Origin of the sequence: Pseudomonas pharyngis, from assembly GCF_021602345.1 — a bacterium.
Lineage (GTDB): Bacteria > Pseudomonadota > Gammaproteobacteria > Pseudomonadales > Pseudomonadaceae > Aquipseudomonas > Aquipseudomonas pharyngis.
Map to the genome: position 1 here is coordinate 113,632 of NZ_BQID01000003.1, position 22,579 is coordinate 136,210.

The following is a 22,579-nucleotide window of genomic DNA, read 5'->3' on the forward strand; positions in this document are numbered from 1 at the left end:
ACAAGTCAAGCAATCCACTTCCTGTCGCCAGTGAAGCTGATGGTCAGCCAGCGCGCCGCATCCGGTTTGCCCAGCTTCGCGGAAATCTCCTCACGCAGCACATCCAGCTGACCGACGCTCTGCAGCCGGTAATTCGCCGGCAACACCACATGAATTTCGATGAACCGCGCCCGCCCGTGCTTCTGCACGTAGGACACGTAGTCGTCGAAACCATGCTCGACCTTGGCCGCGTCCATCACCTGGCGCACCTGATCGTCCAGCGTGTCCGGCGCAATGCCGAGCACGTCCCGCAACGCCGGGCCGAGGATCTTGAAGGCCGGCGGCAGCATGGTCAGGGCCAGCACGATCAGGATCAGCGGGTCGACAAATTTCGCCCACTCGCCGTAACCCTGGGACTGGAGCAACAGCGCCGCGAGGAAACTGATGAGCAGGCCCACCGACAGCATCGCGTCCACCAGCCAACTGATGTTGTCGAACTGGATCAGGCTCGACTTGAGCGTGCGATTACGGTGGCGCACATAGAAGAAGTAGGCGAACTCGACAACGGTGAACACCGCCGCGTAGATGATCACCAGGCCCAGTTCGATTTCACGTCCGCCATTGATGATGCCGAACACACCGTTGAGAAACGCGTAAATGGCGATCAGCAGCAGGAAACTGCCCTCGATCAGCAGCACCATCGGCTCCAGGTGCCAGAAACCGAACTGGAAACGCTGGTTGCTTTGCTTGGCGATCAACTTCGCGGTGATCAGCATCAGGACTTTGATGAAGGTGGCGATCAGCGAAAAAAAGCCATCGAACAGGATGGACTGGGAACCCGAAACAAAACCGGTGACGATTCCGGCGACCGACACGGCCAACATTAGAAGGGTGGATTGCTTGAGCAGCGACTGCTCACCTCGGTTACTCACTTTGACTCCTCGAAAAACCTTGAAAACCGCAGGGTGCGGTGGGGTTGTTGAGGAGTGAGTCTACCTTACTGCCAGAATTTGGCCGATTTGCCCTCTTCGCCAACAGATTGGCGAAGAGGGCAACACCGTATCAGGCCTTGTTACGCTCGATGGCAAAACCCGCCCAGGTCTGACTCACCGGCATCAGTTCCAGGCTGTTGATGTTGATGTGCGCTGGCGCGTTCAGCACCCAGAAGATGGTCTCGGCGATGTCCTGCGGCTGGATCGGCTCGGCACCGGCGTAGGTGGCGTCGTAACGCGCCTGATCGCCGGCGAAACGCACCAGCGAGAACTCGCTCTCGCACAGGCCCGGCTCGATGTTGCTGACGCGCACGCCGGTGCCCTGCAGGTCGCAGCGCAGGTTCAGCGAGAACTGTTTGACGAAGGCCTTGGTCGCGCCGTAAACGTGGCTGCCCGGGTACGGGTAGTTACCGGCGATGGAACCGAGGTTGATGATGCCGGCCCCACGACCGTGGGCGATCAGGCGAGGCAGCAACAGGCGAGTGCTGTACATCAGACCTTTGACGTTGGTGTCGACCATGGTGTCCCAATCGTCGAGGTCGCACTTCGGTGCAGGGTCCACGCCCAGCGCCAGGCCGGCGTTGTTGATCAGGCCGCGCAGCTTGGCGAACGATGGCGGCAGATTGGCAATCGCCTCCTCCATCGCCTTGCGATCACGCACGTCAAGCACCAGGCCATGTACTTCGGTTTGTTTCGACAGCTCGGCGCACAGCGCATTGAGGCGTTCTTCACGACGACCGGTCAGCACCAGTTTCCAGCCGGCCTCGGCAAAACGACGGGCACAGGCTTCACCAAAACCGGAGGTCGCGCCGGTGATAAACAGGGTGTTGGACATCGTGTTCTCCTTGCTTCGGCCGCCCGGGCAGCCATTGGAATAGAAAATCAGCGGGCAGCATGCCCGGCCCCGCTTTAACCGGCAACCATCGAATCCTGCTCATTAATTGATCAACGGCCGCTACGCCATATGCGCCGTGGCCTGGAGCCATGTGCACGCACGTTATCCACAAGCCCTTCCACAGTTTCCGGGGGCAAGTGGAAAAGCGCAAAGCCGCGCCACACAAGGCTTTGCGGGTGATCTGGAAAGTTTTTTGCTTGACCCTGAACAACCAGTTGTGCCGGGCAGGGCATTTTGCACGACCGGCCGGTCATGCCCATGATTGCGCGAGGCCAGCAATTACGGCCCTCAGCCGAGTCTTTCCAGAGTTTAATCACAGACTTATCCACAGGATTGACCACAACGATCTGCACCTTTTTGTACCCTATAAAAAAGGTTGACAAACAGGCCTGCCCTTCAGCAAAAACGCACTGCTCAAAAAACAACCACACCCCTGAAAGCCTCGGTTTACAAGGCTTTCAGCGAGCTACACCCACGTTATTCACAGCCAGCTCCACAGCAAACGGGGACAAGTCAAAACTGTGGAAAAACAGCCATTTGCAGCGTCTATATGTCGCGCTTTGGCAGGTTGGCGATTTTGTTTTCCACAATTTCCCGAATGTGTCTGTCTTCGGTGAACAGGCAGGCGCAAAAAAGCCCCGACACTTTCGCATCGGGGCTTGTGGACAACTTCAACCGATCAGTGACCGCCGAGGTAAGCGTTACGCACCTCCTCGTTCACCAGCAGTTCCTGGCCGGTACCCGTCAGGCGGATCTCGCCGTTGACCATCACGTACGCCCGGTCGGACAGTTTCAACGCATGGTTGGCATTCTGCTCGACGAGGAAAATGGTCATGCCGGTTTTCGCCAGTTCCCGCAGGGTGGCGAAGATCTGTTTCACCACGATCGGCGCCAGACCGAGGCTCGGCTCGTCCAGCAGCAACAGCTTGGGCCGGCTCATGAGCGCCCGGGCGATGGCGAGCATCTGCTGCTCGCCGCCGGACATGGTCATGGCCCGCTGATTACGGCGCTCCTCGAGCCGCGGGAACAGCTCGAACATGCGCTGCATGTCTTCCTTGGCGTACTTGTCGCCGATCGGAATGGTGCCCATCAGCAGGTTTTCCTCGACGGTCATGTCGGGGAACACCCGCCGCCCTTCCGGCGATTGCGCGATGCCGTTGGAAGCGATGTAGTGCGATGACTTGTGGGTAATGTCCACGCCCTGATAAAGGATCTGCCCGCCCGCCGCCCGTGGCTGGCCGAAGATCGACATCAGCAGCGTGGATTTGCCGGCACCGTTGGAGCCGATCAGGCTGACGGTTTCCCCTTCGTTGATCTGCAGCGAAACACCTTTGAGGGCCTGGATCGGGCCGTAGAACACGTCCAGATCCTTGAGTTCGAGGATGGGTTGCGTCATACGACTTCCTCTTCGTCGGCGCCCAGGTAAGCGGCGATCACTTTCGGATCGTTACGAATGGCATCCGGTCCGCCCTCGGCGATGACGATGCCGTGGTCCAGCACCACGATGTGATCGGAAATGCTCATTACCATGCCCATGTCGTGTTCGATCAGCACCACGGTCAGATCGTGCTCGTCGCGCAGCAGCCGGATCATCGCGCTCAGCGCTTCGGTTTCCTGAGGGTTGAGGCCGGCGGCCGGTTCGTCGAGGCAGATGATCTGCGGCCGCGTGCACATGGCCCGGGCGATTTCCAGACGGCGTTGCTGGCCGTAGGAAAGCTCACCGGCCAGACGGTTGGCGCAGTCCACCAGATCCACCACTTCCAGCCAGTAGAACGCGCAGTCCAGCGCGTCGCTTTCGGCCTTGCGGTAGCCCTTGGTGTTGAGGATGCCGGCCAGCATGTTGCGGTTGACCCACATGTGCTGGGCCACCAGCAGGTTTTCCAGCACCGACATTTCCTTGAACAGACGAATGTTCTGAAACGTCCGGGCCAGGCCCGCGCGGTTCACCAGGTGGGTGCCGCCGAACATCTTGTAATACAGGCGACTGGCAAAGTTTTTCGGCGAGACGAAGTCGGTCGGCTTGAACGATTCGCCCAGCAGCTGAATGACGTTGGTCTGCCGGCCGCGCACGTTGAGTTCAATCTTGCCGCCGGAGGCCTTGTAGAACCCGGTCAGGCAGTTGAACACCGTGGTCTTGCCGGCGCCGTTGGGGCCGATCAGGGCGAAGATCGAGTTGCGCTTGACCTTCAGGCTGACGTCGCTCAAGGCCTTGATGCCACCGAAGTGCATCATCAGTTTTTCAACAGAGAGTACGACTTCACTCATGGCGCAGTCCTCTCATAGTGAATGGCACCTTTGCGTGGAGTGACCCCGGTGCGGCTGATGCGGATCAGCCCGCGAGGTCGCCAGATCATCATCAACACCATCAGGATGCCGAACAGCAGCACGCGGTATTCGGCGAAGCCGCGCAGCAGTTCCGGAGCAACCGTCAGCACGAACGCTGCAATCACCACACCGATGGTCGAGCCCATGCCACCGAGCACAACGATGGCGAGGATCAGCGCCGATTCGAAGAAGGTGAACGAGGTCGGGTTGACGAAACCTTGATAGGTGGCGAAGAACACACCCGCCAGACCTGCCGTGGACGCACCGATGGTGAACGCCGAGAGCTTGACCAGCACGTGGTTGAGGCCCATCGAGCGGCAGGCGATCTCGTCTTCACGCAGGGCTTCCCAGGCGCGGCCGACCGGCATCTTCACCAGACGATGCTTGATGTACAGCACGGCCAGTACCACCAGGAACAGCACCGCATAGATGAAGTAGTACTTCACGTCCGGGTTGTAGGCGATGCCGAAGAACTCGTGGAACGGCACCCCGCCATCCTTCGCCCGCTTGCCGAACTCCAGACCGAAGAAGGTCGGCAGTGGCGCCGGCATGCCGTTCGGGCCGCCGGTCAGGGACAGCCAGTTGTTGAGCACCAGACGGATGATTTCACCGAAGCCCAGGGTCACGATCGCCAGGTAGTCGCCGTGCAGGCGCAGCACCGGGAAACCGAGGATGCAACCGGCAAGGCCAGCGGTGATCGCCGCCAGTGGCAGCACGGTCCAGAAGCCCAGCCCGAGATACTGATACCCGAGCGCCAGACCATAGGCGCCGATGGCGTAGAACGCCACGTAACCCAGGTCGAGCAGGCCGGCCAGGCCTACCACGATGTTCAGTCCCAGCCCCAGCAGCACGTAGATCAAACCGAGGATGACCACGCCCAGCAGGTAGGAGTTGGAGAAGAACGGCAACGCCACGGCGATGGCGATCATCAGCGGGATGATCCAGCGCAGGCGCGATTTGTAGTCCGGGGCCAGCACATGTACGCCGGAACCGGTGCTCTCGAATCCGTCGAGAATGCGCAGGCCCTTCGGGGTTTGCAGGAACAGACTGAGGGCAAACCGGCCGGCCATGACGATGGCAATGATCCACGCCACGCGGGTCGGTTCGAGGTTGAAGCTGTAGCCGTCGAGTACGACGCCGACAATCGGCCCGAACACGATCAGGGCAATCAGACCGGCGAGAATCGCCTCAACCAGGCTTTTTTTGACATCAATGGATTTTGCAGTGGTTGAAGACATCGCTTACACCTTCGACACAAGAGGACGGCCCAGCAGGCCCTGAGGCCGGAAGACCAGAACAAGTACGAGCAGCGAGAAGCTGAACACGTCTTTGTAGTCGGAGTTGACCAGGCCCGAGAACAGCGACTCGGAGATCCCGAGGATGATCCCGCCGAGCATGGCGCCAGGCAGCGAACCGATCCCGCCCAGTACTGCCGCGGTAAATGCCTTGATGCCGATGATGAAGCCGGCATAGAAGTCGAAGGTGCCGTAGTTCATGGTGATCAGCACGCCGGCCAACGCCGCCATGGCCGCACCGATGATGAACACGTAGGAAATCACTCGGTCGGTGTTGATGCCGAGGATCGAAGCCATCTTGCGGTCCTGCTGGGTCGCACGGCACATGCGCCCGAGCTTGGTGTACTTGATGACATAGGTCAGCAGGCCCATGCCGACGAATGCGGCCACCAGGATGAAGACTTTGGTGTAGGTCAGCTGCACGAAGCCGGTACCGACTTCGACTCGCCATGCTCCGGTCAGCAGGGTGGGAACGCCCTGTTGTTTGGCGCCTTGGGCGATCTGTGCGTAGTTCTGCAGGATCAGGGAGATGCCGATGGCGCTGATCAACGGTGCCAGTCGGGTGGAATTGCGCAGGGGTTTGTAAGCGACTCGCTCGATGACCCAGCCATACACCGCCGTGATCACGATGGTGAATACCAGGGTGCCGAGCATCAGCAGCGGGAAGGATTCAATACCGAAGTAAGCCAGCAGAGCCAGACTGATTGCCGCCAGGTAAGCAGAAATCATGTAAACCTCGCCGTGGGCGAAGTTGATCATGCCGATGATGCCGTAGACCATTGTGTAGCCGATGGCGATCAGGCCATAGACCGACCCGAGGGTCAGGCCGTTGACCAGTTGCTGCAGGAAAATACCATCCATAACGCAATCTCACGCAGTGAGAACCTGCACACCCTGAGGCGCGCGGTTCTTCTAGGAAAAATACAGATTTACGTCGGAGCAATGTCAGAGCGCATTCAGCCCGACCACCACAGGATCCTGTGGGAGCGAGCCTGCTCGCGAAAGCGGTTGATCATTCAACAGCGATGTTGCCTGTCAGTCCGTCTTCGCGAGCAGGCTCGCTCCCACATGGAACAGTGGAGGTCAGCCGATCGCGTCAGCCCTTACTTCTGTTTTTCCAGCTGGTGATATTTGCCGTCCTTGTCCCACTGGTAGACCACGTAGTCGGAGACCTTAAGGTCGCCTTTGGAATCCCAGGTCTTCTCGCCCATGACGGTCTTGACCGGGTTCTTCTTCAGCCAGGCAGCGGCCTCCTCGCCCTTGTTCGACTTGGCGCCGTTGAAGGCGGCGGCCAGGGTCTGAACCGATGCATAGGCGTACAGGGTGTAGCCTTCAGGCTCGGTGCCAGCCTTGCGGAATGCATCTACCACGGTCTTGCTGTCTGGCAGCAGGCGTGGGTCGGCACCGAAGGTCATCAGCACGCCGTCGACGAACTGCGGGCCACCGGCGGTGGTCACCAGTTCGTCGGTCACGATGCCGTCGTCGGACATGAACTTGACGTCTTTCAGGCCTTGTTCACGCAGTTGGCGAACCAGCGGGCCGGCTTCCGGGTGCAGGCCGCCGAAGTAGACGACATCGGCACCGGCGCCACGGATCTTGGTGACGATGGTGCTGAAATCTTTTTCGCCACGGGTCAGGCCTTCGTACAGCACTGGTTTCACGCCGCGTTTTTCCAGCTGAGCCTTGGTGGCATCGGCCAGGCCCTGACCGTAGGTGTCCTTGTCGTGCAGCACGACGACTTTCTTGCCCTTGAGCACGTCGACGATGTAGTCGCCGGCGACGATGCCTTGCTGGTCGTCACGGCCGCACATACGGAACATGGCGCTCAGGCCGCGCTCGGTCACTTGCGGGTTGGTGGAACCCGGCGTGATGGCGATGATCCCGGCTTCGTCGTAGATCTCGGACGCAGGAATGGTGGAGGACGAGCAGAAGTGGCCGACCACACCGGCGACTTTCTGGTTGGTAAGGTCCTTGGCGACCGTCACCGCCTGTTTCGGCTCGCAAGCGTCATCGCCCTTGACCAGGACGATCTTCTCCCCGTTGACGCCGCCCGCCGCGTTGACCGCGTCGGCCGCCGCTTGTGCCCCTTTCATGTATTGCTCGCCAAATGCCGCGTTGGCGCCCGTCATCGGACCCGCCACACCGATTTTCACATCAGCTTGTGCAAACGCAGAAACACCCAGCGCAGTAGCCACTGCGAGGGCCAGAAAGCCTTTCTTGTAAAACGTCTGGGACATGAGGTGGTGCTCCAAGGTTTTTTTTAGTTGGCACTGCGACTTCACTTGAATGCTCAGAGCAAGGGCCGTGCCATCGGTTTTTTATTCTTCAAAAAGTCGCTGCTTTCTTGTTATTTCGACTGTTTCGTTCCCATTTTCATTGGGCGTGCAACCGTCTAAACCGCGGAAGGTGAAACCATTTATTTTTTCAGGCGCAACCCGCACGCGCCATCATTGCAACCGCGGCGCCAAACGACGTGCAACCAGCCTGTAACAGCCCGCGTCACCGAACTGCACACTGCTGGTGCGGGACTGCTACAACCCGCACCATTACAGGCTAGTCGCTACATCGAAAAGCGCCGCTTCCGGCAACATATTTCAACACTCAGATGACGATCCGCAGGCACTGGCCCGCGTGATACAGCGAGAACCCGGCCTCGTACAGACAACTGCGCAAGCCAACTCCCGCCAGCGGCTGCATCGGTGCGAAGGGAATCGGCAATGCCTGAGGATTTCCGTTACACAGGTAATCGGCGAAGGCCTTGCCGACCACGGTGCCGGTAGTCACGCCCCGGCCGTTGTAACCGGTGACGGCCACCAGTCCCGGCGCCGGTTCGAACAGGCGCATCAAATGATCAGGGGTGAACGCGATGCGCCCGGTCCAGGTGCATTCCCACTCCACGGGTTTCAGATTGGGGAAGTAATGCTGCTGCACCCGGTCGGCCCAGGCCTTGAGGAACCAGGTCGGTTTCTGATTGCCGTTGCCGAGGCTGCCCAGCAACAAACGCCCGTCCTTGTCGCGGCGGATGCTGCTCAGCACCTGGCGGGTATCCCACGAGCCCTGCCCGCCCGGGAGGATTTCCTGGGCGGCGTCTTCGGTGAGCGGCACCGAAGCGACCTGATAGTAGTAACCGGGGAAGAAATTGCGCTTGAGTTCGGTCCAGTCGCCTTCGGTGTAGGCGTTGGAGGCGATCACAACTTGTTCGGCCAGCACCGAACCCTGCTCGGTCTGCACCGACCATTTCTGCCCTTGCCGTTCAAGACGCGCGACCGGGGAGTGATCGAACATCTGCCCGCCAAGGCTGATGACAGCGTTGGCCAGGCCGGTAACGTAGGCCATCGGATTGAGCGTACCGGCGCGCCGGTCGAGCAGCGCGGCGGCGATTTTTTGCGTACCGGTCGCCTGCTCGCAGGCCTTGCCGGTCAGCAGTTCGACCGGCGCACCGCGGCGCTTCCATTGTTCTTCGCGACTGCGCAGATCCGCCTCACCCTTGGCGTTATGTGCCATGTGCAGGGTGCCTTCGCGGCGCAACTGGCAATCGATGTTGTATTTATCCACAAGGCTGAACACCAGCGCCGGCGCCGCCCCGAGCATGCGGTTGAGCTGACTGCCGACCGCCTCGCCGAACCCGGCCTCGATCTCGTCCGGCGCAATCCACATCCCGGCGTTGACCAGCCCGACGTTGCGTCCGGAGCCGCCATGCCCCGCGCGATGGGCTTCGAGCACACAGACGCTCTTGCCCTTTTCCAACAGATGCAGCGCCGCCGACAGCCCGGTAAACCCGGCGCCGATCACGCAGACATCGACTTTGACCTCGCCCCTGAGCGCCGTGTTATCCGGTCGTTGCGGCGTGAGTTTTTCCCACAGACATTCTTCGCGTAACGGCATTGCCAGACTCCAACAGAAACCTAACAAACACTGCATACCCTGTGGGAGCGGGCTTGCCCGCGATTGCGTCAGTCCAGTCAGGGGTTAGTTGGCTGAAAGATTGCTATCGCGGGCAAGCCCGCTCCCACAGGTTTCTTCGTCGCATCGATTACTCTGTCAATCGAACGTAATGCCCTGCGCCAGCGGCAACTCCAGCGAGTAGTTCACGGTATTGGTCTGCCGGCGCATGTACGCGCGCCATGCATCCGAGCCCGACTCACGACCACCGCCCGTCTCTTTCTCGCCACCAAACGCGCCGCCGATTTCCGCGCCGCTCGGGCCGATGTTAACGTTGGCGATGCCGCAGTCGCTGCCGACCGCCGACATGAATTTCTCGGCCTCGCGCACATCGGTGGTGAAGATGCACGACGACAACCCTTGCGGCACGGCGTTGTTCAGACGCAGCGCCTCTTCGAAATCGCTGTAGCCGACCACGTACAGGATCGGTGCGAAGGTCTCGCTGCAAACCACGTCGCTCTGCTCCGGCATTTCAACGATGGCCGGCGACACGTAGTAGGCGTTAGGGAATTGGTCTTCCAGTTGGCGCTTGCCGCCGAACACCCGACCGCCCTCGCTCAGCGCCTGCTCCAGCGCATCCTGCATGTTTTCGAAGCTGTGCTTGTCGATCAGCGGCCCGATCAGATTGCCTTCCAGCGGGTGACCGATACGGACTTTGGAGTACGCGGCTTTGAGGCGGGTGACGATTTCTTCTTTCACCGATTCATGGGCGATCAGGCGCCGCAACGTGGTGCAACGCTGACCGGCGGTGCCGACGGCGCTGAACAGAATGGCGCGCACGGCCATGTCCAGATCGGCGCTCGGGCCGAGGATCATCGCGTTGTTGCCGCCCAGTTCGAGAATGCTGCGAGCGAAGCGTGCGGCAACTTTCGGCGCCACTTCGCGGCCCATGCGGGTGCTGCCGGTGGCGCTGATCAGCGCGACACGCGGGTCATCCACCAGCGCTTCGCCGGCATCGCGACCGCCGATGATCACCTGGCTCAGGTGCGCCGGGGCATCGCTGAAGTTCTTCAGTACGCGCTCGAACAGCGCCTGACAGGCCAGTGCGGTCAGCGGGGTTTTCTCCGAGGGCTTCCACACCACCGGGTTGCCGCAGACCAGCGCCAGCGTGGTGTTCCACGCCCACACCGCCACCGGGAAGTTGAACGCACTGATCACGCCGACCACGCCCAGCGGGTGCCAGGTTTCACGCATGTGGTGGCCCGGGCGCTCGGAGGCGATGGTCAAACCGTACAACTGGCGGGACAGGCCGACGGCGAAATCGCAGATGTCGATCATCTCCTGCACTTCACCGAGGCCTTCCTGGGTGATCTTGCCCGCTTCCCAGGACACCAGCTCACCGAGTTCGGTCTTGTATTCACGCAGCACTTCGCCGAACTGACGCACCAGTTCGCCACGACGCGGGGCCGGCACCTTGCGCCAATGTTCGAACGCATGATCGGCGCGACTGATGTGCTGCTCGACTTCGGCCGGGCCTTCCCAGTTCACGGCGCCGATGCGGCTGCCGTCGATGGGCGAATGCACCGGCACTTTGCCGTTCTGGTACAGGGCCGGGTCCACACCTAGACGATCAAGCAATGCAGCAACCATGGGTCACTCCTCAAGCAAAAAACTGAATGTGTGCGGGCGCGTTTTCACGACCGGGCAGACCTTTAGTTGTAGCGTCAGGAAGGCTGTGCAACAAACGACCTTTACGCGAGATATCATTCCGTTTATTCATGCTGCGCAGAAAGACAAGAAAAGGATCGCCCATGCTGAACAAACGCCACTTGCCGTCGATCACCGCGTTGCAGTGCTTCGAGGCCGTGACCCGGCACCTGAGTTTCACTCGGGCCGCCGAGGAACTGAACCTGACCCAGAGCGCTGTCAGCAAGCAGGTGGCGCAGCTCGAAGAATTGCTGCAGCACTTGTTGTTCCGCCGGGTACGCCGGCGTTTGCAGATGACCCCGGCCGGCGATCTGTACCTGGTGGAAGTCAGAAAAATCCTGACCCAGGTCGAGATGTCGACCCATTACCTGCGTTCCTACGGCGGCGAAACCGAAGTCCTGCGCGTCTCCACGCCCTCGACCTTCGGCGCCCGCTGGCTGGTGCCGCGCCTCAAGGGCTGGCGCCTGCGTCACCCGTCGATTCACCTGGACCTGTGCAACGAGCAGGAGGCCGATGACCTGCTGCAAGGGCGCAGCGACCTGGCGTTCTATTTCGGCCAGGGTTCACGCCCCGGCACCGAATGCCTGAAGCTGTTCGGCGAAGAGCTGGTGCCAGTCTGCGCGCCGAGCAGCCTCCCAGGCATTCCGTTGACTGATCCAACGCAACTCACCGATCTGGTCCTGCTGCAGAATGCTTCGCGCCCGCAAGCGTGGCACGACTGGTTCGACAGCCAGGGCTACCAGACCGAACACAGCTACCACGGCCCGCGCTTCGAAACCTTTTATATGTGCATCCGCGCCGCCCAGGTCGGCTGCGGCGTCGCCCTGCTGCCGAGGTTTCTGGTGGAAGAGGAATTGGCCGACGGCAAACTGGTCATTCCCTGGCAGCATGCGATGCCCAGCACCGATGCGTATTACCTGGCTTATCCGGAACACGCGGCGGAAGTGCCCAAGGTACGGGATTTCGTGAAGTGGATGCTGGAGCAGATCGACAGTACTAATGCCGACTGACCTGAGTGAAAACGCGTTGTATTGCGCCGGCTCGGCGAATCGTCACGCAATTACAAACAGGCCATCAACAAACTTGGTTTGAGTGAGTCGCGCGCGCAGGTCGTCATCGATAACCGGATCATCAACGTCATAAAGTCGCACCCGGCGATAAGCATCGATCCGATTGATTTCCGGTCCAAGATACTCCCAAACGACCCGCGAACAAGCCGGAGCACGATGGTCAGCGGCGGACACACCCATTTTCAGACCGTTGAGCCGTGTGATGCAGCTTTTGAAGCTTGGTATGAGAATAGTTTGGCTGATCTCGTTCGAGGTCAGCGACTCGTAGTCGATAAGAAACAAGCGATCTCTCAGGTAGTAAGCGAACCCAACGTATTGATACCGTTCAAATTCGCCTTCGGTACCCGTGATCTGTAAGCGCTCGTTTCGCTCATAGACAATGTCTGACCCATCTTCTCGGACGTGCACCAGTGAACACAAAATCGAGCCAGGCTCCGTCATAGCGTGGTAATACTCATAGTAATACCCGATGTGCGCCTTGAGCTCCGGCGAGGACCGTTGACGCAAGTGTCCTAGCATTCTCTGCGGTGCCGTTTGTTCATCGACGGTGCTGGTTTTCCTGGATTTCACGCCAATCAGTGTGATGAATTGCTCGGTTGGAAGAGCGATTTCAAACTCTTCAACCCCGAAAAAATCGCAGATTCTTTTCAGGTTGAAGGCTGTAGGAATGCTGTTACCGCAAAGATACTTATTGAATTGCCCACGATTAATCGGAATCCTCCTACAGACTTCCGCGACAGATCTGTAGTGACTGCACAAAAGCCTTAAGTTAGCTGGAAGAGACTCCCACATAAATATCCTTGAAACTGTTTTAGAAGGCGCAACCATAGCAGCAACTCGCATCACTTTTAAGCAAGTTGCGAAATTGCGCCCGGCGAAATATGGCTGGATATTACGAGCCCTGAAAGGTTTCAGGACTTGACCAGCTAATAAAAAACGCCAGCACTTTCAATAGCAAGGAGCTTTGAATGCTAGACATCATCAACGACTTTCTTACGGGAAAGGTTTTGATCCCTGTAGTCCTTGGACTGGGTAGCTATTTCACCATCCGATCACGGTTTGTCCAGTTCAGATACTTCATGCACATGTTTACCGTTCTACTGGGCAGTTGGCGCAGCGGCAGCCACCATCTGAGTTCGTTTCAGGCATTGACCCTCAGCCTCGCTGGGCGGGTGGGCACGGGGAATATCGTCGGGGTCGGAATTGCTGTGAGCATGGGAGGCCCAGGCGCAGTGTTCTGGATGTGGATGACAGCCTTGCTCGGCATGTCGAGTAGCTTCTTCGAATGCACACTGGGCCAACTCTACAAACGTAGCGATGGGAATGGCCTGTTCCGAGGCGGCCCCTCCTGGTACATCGAGCACGGTCTGGACAAACGCTGGCTCGGAACAATTGCAGCGCTTCTACTGCTAGTGACGTTTGGCTTTGCAATCAATGGTCTCGAATCGCATGCAGTCTCACATTCGCTGAAAGACGCTTTCGGTCTGGCGCCCATGTGGTCAGGACTCACATTGTCCCTGCTGCTCGGGGCAGTTTTTATTGGTGGGATAAAACGAATAGCTGCCGTAGCCGACTTGTTGGTGCCGTTGAAGGTTCTCGCTTACGTCGGCGTGACGAGTTACGTGATCGTGCTGCAGTTCGATCAGGTTCCACCAATGCTGATGACTATCATCCAAAGCGCGTTCGGTCTGGATCAAGCCTTTGGTGGATTGATCGGCAGCGCAATCGTCATGGGTGTGAGACGTGGTGTGTTTTCCAATGAAGCGGGCCTGGGCAGCGCTCCCAATGTCGCGTCAGTGGCGAAAATCGACCATCCGGTGGCCCAAGGCGTCGTGCAGGCATTCAGCGTTTTCATCGATACGTTCGTGATTTGTACCTGCACGGCACTACTCATTTTGCTTTCGGGTTTCTACGCGCCGGGATTTGAGGGCGACGGCGTTGCGCTGGCACAAAACTCGTTGGCAGCCGTGGTCGGTGAATGGGGGCGAATGTTCATCAGCGTGGTGCTGGCGCTGTTCGTCTTCACGGCGATGCTCTACAACTACTACCTGGGGGAAAACAGCCTTCGGTTCATGTTTGGCGAACCCCGAAAAACGCTGTTTTTCTACCGTTCGCTGGTATTGGTTTTGGTGTTCTGGGGGGCGGTAGAGGACCTTTCGACCGTGCTTGCTTTCGCCGACATCACCATGACGTTGCTGGCGCTGGTCAACCTTGTAGCCATGGCAATGCTGTTTAAAGTTTGTCTCCGGATCTTGCGAGATTACGACGAGCAGCGTCGTGTCGGAATCAATACGCCCATTTTCGATTCCAGCAAGTTTCTTGATCTTGATCTCGACCCGTTGGCTTGGCCGCCGCAACCAAGAGAACTACAAACGATGAATCGCAGTTTGTCATCGGTAGCCAACGAAGCAACTACACAATCAGCTTAAATAATTAAGCCGAGCGCTGAGCCATTCGACCCCGCAATGGCTCAGCAAACCAATACTTAAGCCCCCACCAAATTGGCTGGAAAAACAAACAGCTCTTCTACTAATTAAGCCAAAAACAATTATCAGGACGCGTCCGATGAATCGTTATTCCCCACTTAAAGCCAATGCGACCAACAGTCCAACTTACTTAATAGACACACACGCCGCACCCAGCCAGTTGTTCGAAGATGCCTGCTTCAGAATCCGCGCTGCTGTCAGCCTTCTGGAGACCCTGACATCCGTAACCATCAAGGACATCAATGACTCAGATCTGTACCGACTGATACTTCCCGTTTATGTATTACTTCAAGATGGCGTTGACACACTCGACCAGGTTTCCTTCAAGGGAGACTTCACTCATGGCTGAAAAAGCAACCTATGCAATGCTCAGGGCAGCAATGATCAAAGCGGTTGAAACCAACCTCATCCCTAGACATTCGCGTCTCGCAGAGTACATAAAAAGTTGGGAACGACTTGAGCTGGTCATTCAAGCCTCCCTCGATGTGTATCCCGAACAAAAAGCTGCTGCAGGAAAAAAAAAGCAAAAGCCGTCAAAAACAAAAGCAGGCCACCGAACAAAAAATCTCTAGCAATCTTCATCCAGGATATGCGCCACTAGCGCCATTGATTGATACCGCGCCCACCGCGCGGTCCGCCTGGAGACCCCTTTATGAGCGAGAGTGTGTTTGCCGATCGCATCGTGCAGAACCTGCTCGACACCGACTTCTACAAACTGACGATGATGCAGGCGGTGCTGCACAACTACCCCAACGTCGAAGTCGAATGGGAGTTCCGTTGCCGTAACAGTGAGGATCTGCGCCCTTATCTGGCGGAGATCCGCTTCCAGGTCGAGCGTCTGGCCGAGTTGAGCCTGAGCGCCGATCAGTTGAGTTTTCTCGAGCGCATCTCGTTCCTCAAGCCGGATTTCCTGCGGTTCCTCGGTCTGTTCCGTTTCAACCTGCGCTACCTGCACACCGGCATCGAGAACGGCGAGCTGTTCATCCGCCTGCGCGGGCCGTGGCTGCATGTGATTCTGTTTGAAGTGCCGCTGCTGGCGATCGTCAGCGAAGTGCGCAACCGCTATCGCTACCGCGAAACGGTGCTGGAACAGGCCCGCGAACAGCTGTATCGCAAGTTCGACTGGCTGACCGCCAATGCCTCGGCCGAAGAACTTTCGCAATTGCAGGTCGCCGATTTCGGCACACGCCGCAGGTTTTCCTACCGCGTGCAGGAAGAAGTGGTAAACGTGCTCAAACACGATTTCCCCGGACGCTTCGTCGGCACCAGCAACGTGCATCTGTCCCGCGAACTGGACATGAAACCGCTGGGCACCATGGCCCACGAATGGATCATGGCCCACCAGCAACTCGGCCCGCGACTGATCGACAGCCAGATCGCCGCCCTCGATTGCTGGGTCCGCGAGTACCGCGGCTTGTTGGGGATCGCCCTCACGGACTGCATCACCACCGACGCGTTCCTCGGCGATTTCGATCTGTTCTTCGCCAAGCTGTTCGACGGTCTGCGCCACGACTCCGGGGACCCGGTGCTGTGGGGCGAAAAATGCATCGCCCACTATCACAAGCTCGGCATCGACCCGATGAGCAAGACGTTGGTGTTCTCCGACAGCCTGACCCTGCCCAAGTCGCTGGAGATCTTCCGGGCCCTGTGCGGCCGGATCAACGTCAGCTTCGGCATCGGCACCAACCTGACCTGTGACATTCCGGGTGTCGAACCGATGAGCATCGTGCTTAAAATGACCGCCTGCAACGGCCAACCGGTGGCGAAGATCTCCGACGAGCCGGGCAAGACCCACTGCAAAGACCCGAATTTCGTCGCCTACTTGCGACACGTTTTCCAGGTTCCTGCCGTTTCCAGCCTTTCCAGCAAGGAGTGAATTCATGCAAGCCGTACAGCGTGAGATTGCTGAACAGCTCAACGTTCAGCCGCCGTTCGCCGATTACCAGGCCCTCGAAGCGGAAGTCGCCCGCCGCATCACCTTCATCCAGGATTGCCTGACCAGTTCCGGACTCAAGACCCTGGTGCTGGGCATCAGCGGCGGGGTCGATTCGCTGACCGCCGGCCTTTTGGCCCAGCGCGCCATGCGTGAACTGCGCGAGCGCACCGGTGACGAGGCCTACAAGTTCATCGCCGTGCGCCTGCCGTACGACGTGCAGTTCGACGAACACGACGCCCAGGCTTCGGTGGACTTCATCGCCCCGGACGAGCGCCACACCGTCAACATCGGCCCGGCAGTAAAGTCCCTGGCCAGCGAAGTCGCAGCCTTCGAAGGCAAGCACGCGGTGTCGGTGGATTTCGTGCTCGGCAACACCAAGGCGCGGATGCGCATGGTCGCCCAGTACACCATCGCCGGCGCGGCCCACGGCCTGGTGATCGGCACCGACCACGCGGCGGAAGCGGTGATGGGTTTCTTCACCAAGTTCGGTGACGGCGCCTGCGACCTGGCCCCACTCAGCGGTCTGGTGAAAAACCAGGTCCGGGCCATCGCCCGCAGCTTTGGCGCACCGGAATCGCTGGTGGAAAAAGTGCCGACGGCGGATCTGGAAGACCTGTCGCCGGGCAAGCCGGATGAAGCCTCCCACGGCGTGACCTACGCCGAAATCGACGCTTTCCTGCACGGCGAGCCGGTGCGTCAGGAAGCGTTCGACATCATCGTCAACACCTACAAAAAGACTCATCACAAACGCGTGATGCCGTTTGCGCCTTGAATCCAGGGCATAAAAAAAGCGTCCTTCGGGACGCTTTTTTTGACCGTGTGTTGCTTACTTCAGGGTCACGGTGCCTTTCATCATCGAGATGTGGCCCGGGAACGAGCAGAAGAAGCCGTACTTCTCGTCAGCCTTGAGCTTGGACACGTCGAAGGTCACCGAGTCGGTTTCCTTGGCGCCGATGATCTTGGTGTGAGCGATGACGCGCTCGTCACCGTCCTTCAGGTAGTTCTTGTCGATGCCGGCGGCCAGGCCGTCGGTGGCGATCGGCTGCATGTCGGCTTCTTTGCTGATTACCAGGTTATGGCCCATGACGTTCTTCGGCAGGCTGCCGGAGTGGGTCAGCTCGACGGTGAAGGTCTTGCAGCTCTTGTCGATTTCGATGGCCTTGGTGTTGAAGGACATCTGGTCGGTGGAATCAACGGTGGTTTTGCACTCGGCAGCCATCAATTGGCTGCTGGCCAGCGCCAGCAGGGATACCGCAACAACTTTGGAAAACATGGTGAATCTCCAAGGCAGGGTTAACAAAACACGAATGGTTGGAAGACTGCCTGAAATCTTCGCAAGTTCCTATGACTTGAGTCAAAAATTGTATACAACTTTCAGGCTATGACACTCATCGAAACAATCTAACAGCCAGACGTTTGGCCGGGCCGTATCTTCAGGGCTCGACACTCATCTGGAGCATCCGTCATGTCCTTCAACAGCCTGTTGTGCAGTCTGCTCTCTGCTTACGCCTGTGGCGCCAGCGGTACCTGTGAAACCCCGAAACGCGAAGTCTAGCCCTTGGATCAAGACGTGCCAGCCATTACCCTGTGACCGATTGACCCAGGAGGAAGGCATGTCTCTCACATCCGTTTGTGTATTTTGCGGTGCCAACGCCGGCACCACTCCGGCGTACACCGAAGCCGCCATCGCCCTCGGCACAGCTATCGCCGAGCGTAAGCTGACGCTGGTCTACGGCGGTGGCGCTGTCGGCCTGATGGGGATTGTCGCCGACGCTGCACTGGCGGCCGGTGGCGAAGTGATCGGCATCATCCCGCAGAGCCTGATGGACAAGGAAATCGGTCACAAGAGCCTGACGCGCCTGGAAGTGGTCGACGGCATGCACGCCCGCAAGGCGCGAATGGCCGAACTCAGCGATGCGTTCATCGCCCTGCCCGGTGGCCTCGGCACCCTGGAAGAGTTGTTCGAAGTCTGGACCTGGGGCCAGCTCGGCTACCACGGCAAGCCGCTGGGCCTGCTGGAAGTGAACGGTTTCTACAGCAAACTCACTGCATTTCTCGATCACATCGTCGGCGAAGGCTTCGTTCGTGCGCCGCACCGTGACATGCTGCAAGTGAGTGAATCGCCGCAAACGCTGCTCGAGGCTCTCGACCACTGGAAGCCCACCGTCACGCCCAAGTGGGTCGACCAGAAACCCGATTAACCGCCGGGCACCGATACAGGGCAGAATACGCGCCGCTCAACCTCACCTTCGACCCCAGAGGATCGCCCATGGCCAAACCCAATTACTCCTTCGCCAAACGTCAACGTGACTTGGCCAAGGAACAGAAGAAAGAGGAAAAGCTTCAGCGCAAGAAACAGATGGCTGAAGAGGCGGCACTGAACCCTGACGGTGAAGTGGCGACTGAAGATGATGATGTTGAGACACCGAAAGACCCGGCGCCCGACGCCTGAGCAAATTGCTGAAACCTTGAACACAATCCCTGTGGGAGCGGGCATGCTCGCGAAAGCGTCGTGACATTCACTATGGATGTGACTGAAAAATTGCTTTCGCGAGCAAGCCCGCTCCCACATTTGATCTTCACTCCTCCAGTGGCAACACGGTGACGCGGACTTCCGGGTCGTGATTGCCACCACCCAGAATCACCCCGCGCAACGGCGAGACATCGGAGAAATCCCGGCCCCAGGCCAGGGTGATGTGCTCCAGTGCCGGCTGCACATTGTTTGTCGGATCGAAATCCACCCAGCCCAGTACCGGGCAAAACACCGAGACCCAGGCATGGGACGCATCGGCGCCGATCAACCGTGGCTGCCCCGGCGGCGGCTGGGTCAGCAGGTAGCCGCTGACGTAACGCGCCGCCAGCCCGCGTGATCGCACACAGGCGAGCATCAGGTGCGCGAAGTCCTGACAGACCCCGCGCCGGCGCTCCAGCACTTCCACCAGCGGCGTCGCGACTTGCGTCGCTTCGGCATCGAAGGTGAATTCGCTGAAGATCTTCTGCATCAGGGCCTGCACACCCAGCATCAACGGTCTGCCGGCCGGGAAACAGCTCTCCGAAAACTCGACGAAGCTGCGTTTGAGATGCACGTAGGGCGACTGAAATCGATAGCGACAGACTTCCAGCAACGAAGCGGACAGCGGCTGGCTGCTGTAGGTCAGCGCGTTGCGGGTCAGTTCCCAGGCCGGCGACTGCTGGAAATCCACCACGGGCCGCGCCAGCACTTCGACCGTCAGCCGTGCGTTGACCTGCAATTCATCGTGGGGCCGTTCGAAGGCCAGGCGGGTCAGCGGATTGCCGAACACATCCTGCTCGTCACGGCGGGTGGTCGGCTGCGGGCTGATCAGCAATTGCTGCTCGGTGCAGCGCTGCCAGTCGCACTCGCGCGGCCACAGATGCGCCAGTTGCTGGGCCAGGGATACCGGGCTGTCGTAGCGATAGCAGGTGTCGTGAAAGATCTGGTAATGGGCGCTCATCAGACGGACACCGTACGCTGGCTGACATCATCGACATGGGCGAAATGGCGCAGGGCCAGACGGTCCGACACCTGACTGCTGGCGTCGGCGATCTCCTGCAGCAAATCCGCCAGTCCGTCGAGGGCCGCACGCACGCTGGACTCGCCGAACAGGGGATTTTCCAGACAGCTCAGGTCGAAGCGCGCCAGACGCTCGACCAGCGGCGGCAATCCTGCCTCCCTCGGCATACCGAAGTCATCATTCAGCCGCTTGAGGGTGCGGGTCACCAGCTTCAACTGGAACAGCACCGCATGGGGGTTCTGCTCGTCCAGCAGCAACAGGTCGAGCACCGGAATCAACTGCGCCACCGCCAGATAACGCGAGCGATAGGTGATGCTGCTGTTGCCCAGCTCCAGCAACCACTCAAGCCCGGCCTGATCGAACGCCCCGGCGCCCCGCAGGAAACCCGCGAGACTGCCGCTGAGAAATTGCAGGCGTTCGATGCGCCGGCCGATCATCAGGAAGCGCCAGCCTTCGTCACGGGTCATGTCGTCGAGGGCAAACCCGGACAGCGCCGCCAGCGACATCACCAACCGGTTGAGAAAATCCAGCAGCTCGCCGAAGTCAGGTTCGTCGGTGTCCAGCTCCGAAGCCTCGCGTTGCAGCTCCACCAGCGCCTGCCAGTTTTCCCGGGACAACTTGCCGCGCACTTGCGATGCCGCCCACTGCAAGCGCTGCAGGTTGGAGCGCAGGCTGAACGACCAGTCCTCGCCGAGCAGCGCCGCAAGCAAGCGTTCCGGCAGTTCACCTTCGTCCGGCAGCAGCATCAGTCGCTCGCCCAGATCCACAGCGGCCTGCAAGGCTTGCGGGTCATCGCCGTCGACGTAGCGCGCGAGCATGATCCGCAGCAGCCGCGCGCTGTCGTCGCAGCGCTCGCAGTAACGGCCGAACCAGAACAGGTTTTCCACCACCCGCGACGGCAGGTACGGATCGCGGCGCACCAGATCGGGCACGCCGATATTGCGCTGGGCTTTCCACTGTTCCCCGCTCGGCGGCCGATCCCCCAGCACCCAGGTGTCCTTGCTCGCACCACCGCGCTGCATCGACACCACTTCGGCATCGGCTTCGGCCGCGACCCGGGTCAGGCCACCGGGCAACACCCGATAACCGTCGTGACTGGCCACCGCGTACATGCGCATGCCGATTGCCCGGGGTTGCAGTTGCCCGTCCTCGGGCTGCCAGATCGGCGCCTGGGACAGCTGCGCGAGTTCTTGCGCGACATAGGCATAAGGGCGGGCCTGCATGCGCGCGGCGAGACTTTCACGCTGTTTTTCGCTCAGATCCCGGCCAAAAACCGGAGGGAAGCTTTGCGAGGGGAACGCCGGCTTGATCAGCAGCTCCGGCAGTTTCTCCAGGGCCTGGGCCAACACCGGCGCTTCGCCGCACCACCACGTGGCAATGGACGGCAGAATCAGATCTTCGCCGAACAGGTACTGATTGATCTTCGGCAGAAAACCGAGCAGCCCCGGCGACTCCAGTACGCCACTGCCCAGTGCATTGGCCACCAGCACCCGGCCCTGACGCACCGCGTCCAGCAATCCGGGAACGCCGAGCGCGGAATCGGTGCGCAATTCCAGCGGATCGCAGAAGTCATCGTCGAGCCGGCGCAGGATCGCGTGCACCCGGCGCAGGCCACTGAGGGTTTTCAGGTAGACCGTGGCATCACGCACCGTCAGGTCACCGCCCTCCACCAGCGGATAACCGAGCTGGCGGGCAAGATAAAGATGTTCGAAATAGCTCTCGTTGAAGCGCCCCGGGGTCAGCAACACCACCAGCGGCGCGTCATCGTCGCAGGGAGCCTGACGGGCGAGGGTTTCCTGCAGGGTGCGGAAGAATCCGGCCAGATGCTGCACTTTCAGATCCCGATACAACTCGGGGAAGGCGCGGGACACGATAGTGCGGTTTTCCAGCGCATAACCGGCGCCGGATGGCGCCTGGGTACGATCCGCCGTCACCCACCAGCGTCCGTCCGGCGTGCGCGCCAGATCCACGGCATACAGGTGCAGAAAGGCCCCGTCCGGCGGCGCAATGCCCTGACAGGGCCAGAGGAAGTTGTTGTGGCCGAACACCAGCTCCGCTGGCAGCAGCCCTTCGCTGATCAGCCGCTGCGGGCCGTACAGATCCGCCAGCACCGCATTGAGCAGCCGCGCGCGCTGGGCGATTCCGGCGGACAGTTGCTGCCACTCGTCAGCAGCGATCACGTGGGGCAGCAGATCCAGCTCCCACGGACGATCCGCGCCTTTCGGATCCGCATAGACGTTGTAGGTCACGCCGTTTTCCTGAATCTGCCGGGTCAGCAATGCCTGACGCTGCACCAGGTGCGCTGGGGTGCTGCGCTGCAAATGGTCGACCAGTCGCCGCCAGTGCGGGCGCACCGCCCCGCTGTCGTCGAGCAGTTCGTGATAGGTGCCCGCAGTCAGCGGGTAGCGGTCAAGCAGGTCAGGCATGGAAAGCTCGGCAGCCGGCAGGGAACGGTCAGACTAACGCAGGCACATGACAC

Annotated in this window: 21 protein-coding genes; 8 read left to right on the top strand and 13 right to left on the bottom strand. The window is 59.7% G+C overall.

All coding sequences use genetic code 11. The features are described 5' to 3' along the window. Nucleotides 1-5: 5 nt before the first annotated feature. The 9 genes from L6D74_RS07455 to amaB form a co-directional block, all read right to left on the bottom strand. A complete protein-coding gene (locus L6D74_RS07455) occupies nt 6-911 on the bottom strand; it encodes a cation diffusion facilitator family transporter (protein ID WP_236188557.1) in 906 nt (301 codons plus the stop codon). Nucleotides 912-1,041: 130 nt separating this feature from the next. After that, nucleotides 1,042-1,806, bottom strand: coding sequence for an SDR family oxidoreductase (locus L6D74_RS07460; RefSeq protein ID WP_011332209.1), 765 nt, complete (start codon nt 1,804-1,806; stop codon nt 1,042-1,044). A 739-nt stretch (nt 1,807-2,545) separates the two neighbouring features. After that, complete coding sequence (locus tag L6D74_RS07465; RefSeq protein WP_011332208.1) at nt 2,546-3,262, bottom strand: ABC transporter ATP-binding protein; 717 nt, start codon at nt 3,260-3,262, stop codon at nt 2,546-2,548. After that, on the bottom strand, nt 3,259-4,131 hold the full coding sequence (locus L6D74_RS07470; protein ID WP_064593137.1) for an ATP-binding cassette domain-containing protein: 873 nt from the start codon (nt 4,129-4,131) through the stop codon (nt 3,259-3,261). Before L6D74_RS07470 ends, L6D74_RS07465 begins: the two co-directional genes overlap by 4 nt. Then, complete coding sequence (gene livM / locus L6D74_RS07475; RefSeq protein ID WP_064593135.1) at nt 4,128-5,429, bottom strand: high-affinity branched-chain amino acid ABC transporter permease LivM; 1,302 nt, start codon at nt 5,427-5,429, stop codon at nt 4,128-4,130. The genes L6D74_RS07470 and livM overlap by 4 nt, the downstream gene beginning before the upstream one ends. Before the next feature lie 3 nt (nt 5,430-5,432). After that, a complete protein-coding gene (locus tag L6D74_RS07480) occupies nt 5,433-6,347 on the bottom strand; it encodes an ABC transporter permease subunit (protein WP_039766704.1) in 915 nt (304 codons plus the stop codon). A 242-nt stretch (nt 6,348-6,589) separates the two neighbouring features. After that, nucleotides 6,590-7,723, bottom strand: a complete 1,134-nt coding sequence (locus L6D74_RS07485; RefSeq protein ID WP_039766703.1) for an ABC transporter substrate-binding protein — start codon at nt 7,721-7,723, stop codon at nt 6,590-6,592. A 364-nt stretch (nt 7,724-8,087) separates the two neighbouring features. Next, nucleotides 8,088-9,371, bottom strand: coding sequence for an L-pipecolate oxidase (gene amaA / locus L6D74_RS07490; protein ID WP_236188559.1), 1,284 nt, complete (start codon nt 9,369-9,371; stop codon nt 8,088-8,090). A gap of 156 nt (nt 9,372-9,527) precedes the next feature. Beyond that, a complete protein-coding gene (gene amaB / locus L6D74_RS07495) occupies nt 9,528-11,018 on the bottom strand; it encodes an L-piperidine-6-carboxylate dehydrogenase (RefSeq protein WP_236188561.1) in 1,491 nt (496 codons plus the stop codon). Nucleotides 11,019-11,179: 161 nt separating this feature from the next. Between amaB and L6D74_RS07500 the strand changes: the two genes are divergently transcribed. Next, nucleotides 11,180-12,085 carry a LysR family transcriptional regulator gene (locus L6D74_RS07500; protein WP_236188563.1) on the top strand — a complete coding sequence of 302 codons (906 nt, stop codon included), beginning with the start codon at nt 11,180-11,182 and terminating at the stop codon, nt 12,083-12,085. A 42-nt stretch (nt 12,086-12,127) separates the two neighbouring features. Here L6D74_RS07500 and L6D74_RS07505 read toward each other — a convergent pair whose 3' ends face one another. Then, entirely contained in the window at nt 12,128-12,937 is an 810-nt protein-coding gene (locus tag L6D74_RS07505; protein ID WP_236188875.1) for an XRE family transcriptional regulator, read from the bottom strand. A 176-nt stretch (nt 12,938-13,113) separates the two neighbouring features. On the opposite strand from L6D74_RS07505, the gene L6D74_RS07510 reads away from it, so the two are divergent. The 5 genes from L6D74_RS07510 to nadE all read left to right on the top strand — a co-directional run bounded on the left by L6D74_RS07510 (nt 13,114) and on the right by nadE (nt 17,339). Then, the gene (locus L6D74_RS07510) at nt 13,114-14,574 is read left to right on the top strand and encodes an alanine/glycine:cation symporter family protein (protein ID WP_236188565.1); all 1,461 of its coding nucleotides are present in this window, start codon (nt 13,114-13,116) and stop codon (nt 14,572-14,574) included. Nucleotides 14,575-14,710: 136 nt separating this feature from the next. Then, nucleotides 14,711-14,980, top strand: coding sequence for a hypothetical protein (locus L6D74_RS07515; RefSeq protein WP_039766693.1), 270 nt, complete (start codon nt 14,711-14,713; stop codon nt 14,978-14,980). Beyond that, nucleotides 14,973-15,203: a hypothetical protein gene (locus L6D74_RS07520; RefSeq protein ID WP_236188566.1), complete on the top strand. Its 231-nt coding sequence runs from the start codon at nt 14,973-14,975 to the stop codon at nt 15,201-15,203. Before L6D74_RS07515 ends, L6D74_RS07520 begins: the two co-directional genes overlap by 8 nt. An 80-nt stretch (nt 15,204-15,283) precedes the next feature. Further along, entirely contained in the window at nt 15,284-16,507 is a 1,224-nt protein-coding gene (gene pncB, locus L6D74_RS07525) for a nicotinate phosphoribosyltransferase (protein ID WP_236188567.1), read from the top strand. Nucleotides 16,508-16,511: 4 nt separating this feature from the next. Next, a complete protein-coding gene (gene nadE, locus L6D74_RS07530) occupies nt 16,512-17,339 on the top strand; it encodes an ammonia-dependent NAD(+) synthetase (RefSeq protein ID WP_007950678.1) in 828 nt (275 codons plus the stop codon). Between the two features lie 54 nt (nt 17,340-17,393). Here nadE and azu read toward each other — a convergent pair whose 3' ends face one another. After that, nucleotides 17,394-17,840 carry an azurin gene (azu, locus tag L6D74_RS07535; protein ID WP_064593127.1) on the bottom strand — a complete coding sequence of 149 codons (447 nt, stop codon included), beginning with the start codon at nt 17,838-17,840 and terminating at the stop codon, nt 17,394-17,396. 340 nt (nt 17,841-18,180) lie between these two features. Here azu and L6D74_RS07540 point away from each other — a divergent pair, with 340 nt between their 5' ends. Further along, nucleotides 18,181-18,768 (top strand): LOG family protein, encoded by a 588-nt coding sequence (locus tag L6D74_RS07540; protein WP_064593125.1) that lies wholly within the window; start codon nt 18,181-18,183, stop codon nt 18,766-18,768. Between the two features lie 68 nt (nt 18,769-18,836). After that, nucleotides 18,837-19,019 (top strand): hypothetical protein, encoded by a 183-nt coding sequence (locus L6D74_RS07545; RefSeq protein ID WP_064593122.1) that lies wholly within the window; start codon nt 18,837-18,839, stop codon nt 19,017-19,019. A 127-nt stretch (nt 19,020-19,146) separates the two neighbouring features. On the opposite strand, the gene L6D74_RS07550 is transcribed toward L6D74_RS07545, so the two are convergent. Both L6D74_RS07550 and L6D74_RS07555 read right to left on the bottom strand, forming a co-directional pair. Continuing rightward, nucleotides 19,147-20,040: a transglutaminase family protein gene (locus L6D74_RS07550; RefSeq protein WP_085648077.1), complete on the bottom strand. Its 894-nt coding sequence runs from the start codon at nt 20,038-20,040 to the stop codon at nt 19,147-19,149. After that, nucleotides 20,040-22,526 (bottom strand): circularly permuted type 2 ATP-grasp protein, encoded by a 2,487-nt coding sequence (locus L6D74_RS07555; RefSeq protein ID WP_085611053.1) that lies wholly within the window; start codon nt 22,524-22,526, stop codon nt 20,040-20,042. Before L6D74_RS07555 ends, L6D74_RS07550 begins: the two co-directional genes overlap by 1 nt. Nucleotides 22,527-22,579 lie beyond the last annotated feature (53 nt).

Excerpts from the sequence above, each read along its gene's own strand:
- L6D74_RS07460 (WP_011332209.1), bottom strand. The coding sequence starts at position 1,806 with ATGTCCAACACCCTGTTTATCACCGGCGCGACCTCCGGTTTTGGTGAA.
- L6D74_RS07465 (WP_011332208.1), bottom strand. The coding sequence starts at position 3,262 with ATGACGCAACCCATCCTCGAACTCAAGGATCTGGACGTGTTCTACGGC.
- L6D74_RS07470 (WP_064593137.1), bottom strand. The coding sequence starts at position 4,131 with ATGAGTGAAGTCGTACTCTCTGTTGAAAAACTGATGATGCACTTCGGT.
- livM (WP_064593135.1), bottom strand. The coding sequence starts at position 5,429 with ATGTCTTCAACCACTGCAAAATCCATTGATGTCAAAAAAAGCCTGGTT.
- L6D74_RS07480 (WP_039766704.1), bottom strand. The coding sequence starts at position 6,347 with ATGGATGGTATTTTCCTGCAGCAACTGGTCAACGGCCTGACCCTCGGG.
- L6D74_RS07485 (WP_039766703.1), bottom strand. The coding sequence starts at position 7,723 with ATGTCCCAGACGTTTTACAAGAAAGGCTTTCTGGCCCTCGCAGTGGCT.
- amaA (WP_236188559.1), bottom strand. The coding sequence starts at position 9,371 with ATGCCGTTACGCGAAGAATGTCTGTGGGAAAAACTCACGCCGCAACGA.
- amaB (WP_236188561.1), bottom strand. The coding sequence starts at position 11,018 with ATGGTTGCTGCATTGCTTGATCGTCTAGGTGTGGACCCGGCCCTGTAC.
- L6D74_RS07500 (WP_236188563.1), top strand. The coding sequence starts at position 11,180 with ATGCTGAACAAACGCCACTTGCCGTCGATCACCGCGTTGCAGTGCTTC.
- L6D74_RS07505 (WP_236188875.1), bottom strand. The coding sequence starts at position 12,937 with ATGTGGGAGTCTCTTCCAGCTAACTTAAGGCTTTTGTGCAGTCACTAC.
- L6D74_RS07510 (WP_236188565.1), top strand. The coding sequence starts at position 13,114 with ATGCTAGACATCATCAACGACTTTCTTACGGGAAAGGTTTTGATCCCT.
- L6D74_RS07515 (WP_039766693.1), top strand. The coding sequence starts at position 14,711 with ATGAATCGTTATTCCCCACTTAAAGCCAATGCGACCAACAGTCCAACT.
- L6D74_RS07520 (WP_236188566.1), top strand. The coding sequence starts at position 14,973 with ATGGCTGAAAAAGCAACCTATGCAATGCTCAGGGCAGCAATGATCAAA.
- pncB (WP_236188567.1), top strand. The coding sequence starts at position 15,284 with ATGAGCGAGAGTGTGTTTGCCGATCGCATCGTGCAGAACCTGCTCGAC.
- nadE (WP_007950678.1), top strand. The coding sequence starts at position 16,512 with ATGCAAGCCGTACAGCGTGAGATTGCTGAACAGCTCAACGTTCAGCCG.
- azu (WP_064593127.1), bottom strand. The coding sequence starts at position 17,840 with ATGTTTTCCAAAGTTGTTGCGGTATCCCTGCTGGCGCTGGCCAGCAGC.
- L6D74_RS07540 (WP_064593125.1), top strand. The coding sequence starts at position 18,181 with ATGTCTCTCACATCCGTTTGTGTATTTTGCGGTGCCAACGCCGGCACC.
- L6D74_RS07545 (WP_064593122.1), top strand. The coding sequence starts at position 18,837 with ATGGCCAAACCCAATTACTCCTTCGCCAAACGTCAACGTGACTTGGCC.
- L6D74_RS07550 (WP_085648077.1), bottom strand. The coding sequence starts at position 20,040 with ATGAGCGCCCATTACCAGATCTTTCACGACACCTGCTATCGCTACGAC.
- L6D74_RS07555 (WP_085611053.1), bottom strand. The coding sequence starts at position 22,526 with ATGCCTGACCTGCTTGACCGCTACCCGCTGACTGCGGGCACCTATCAC.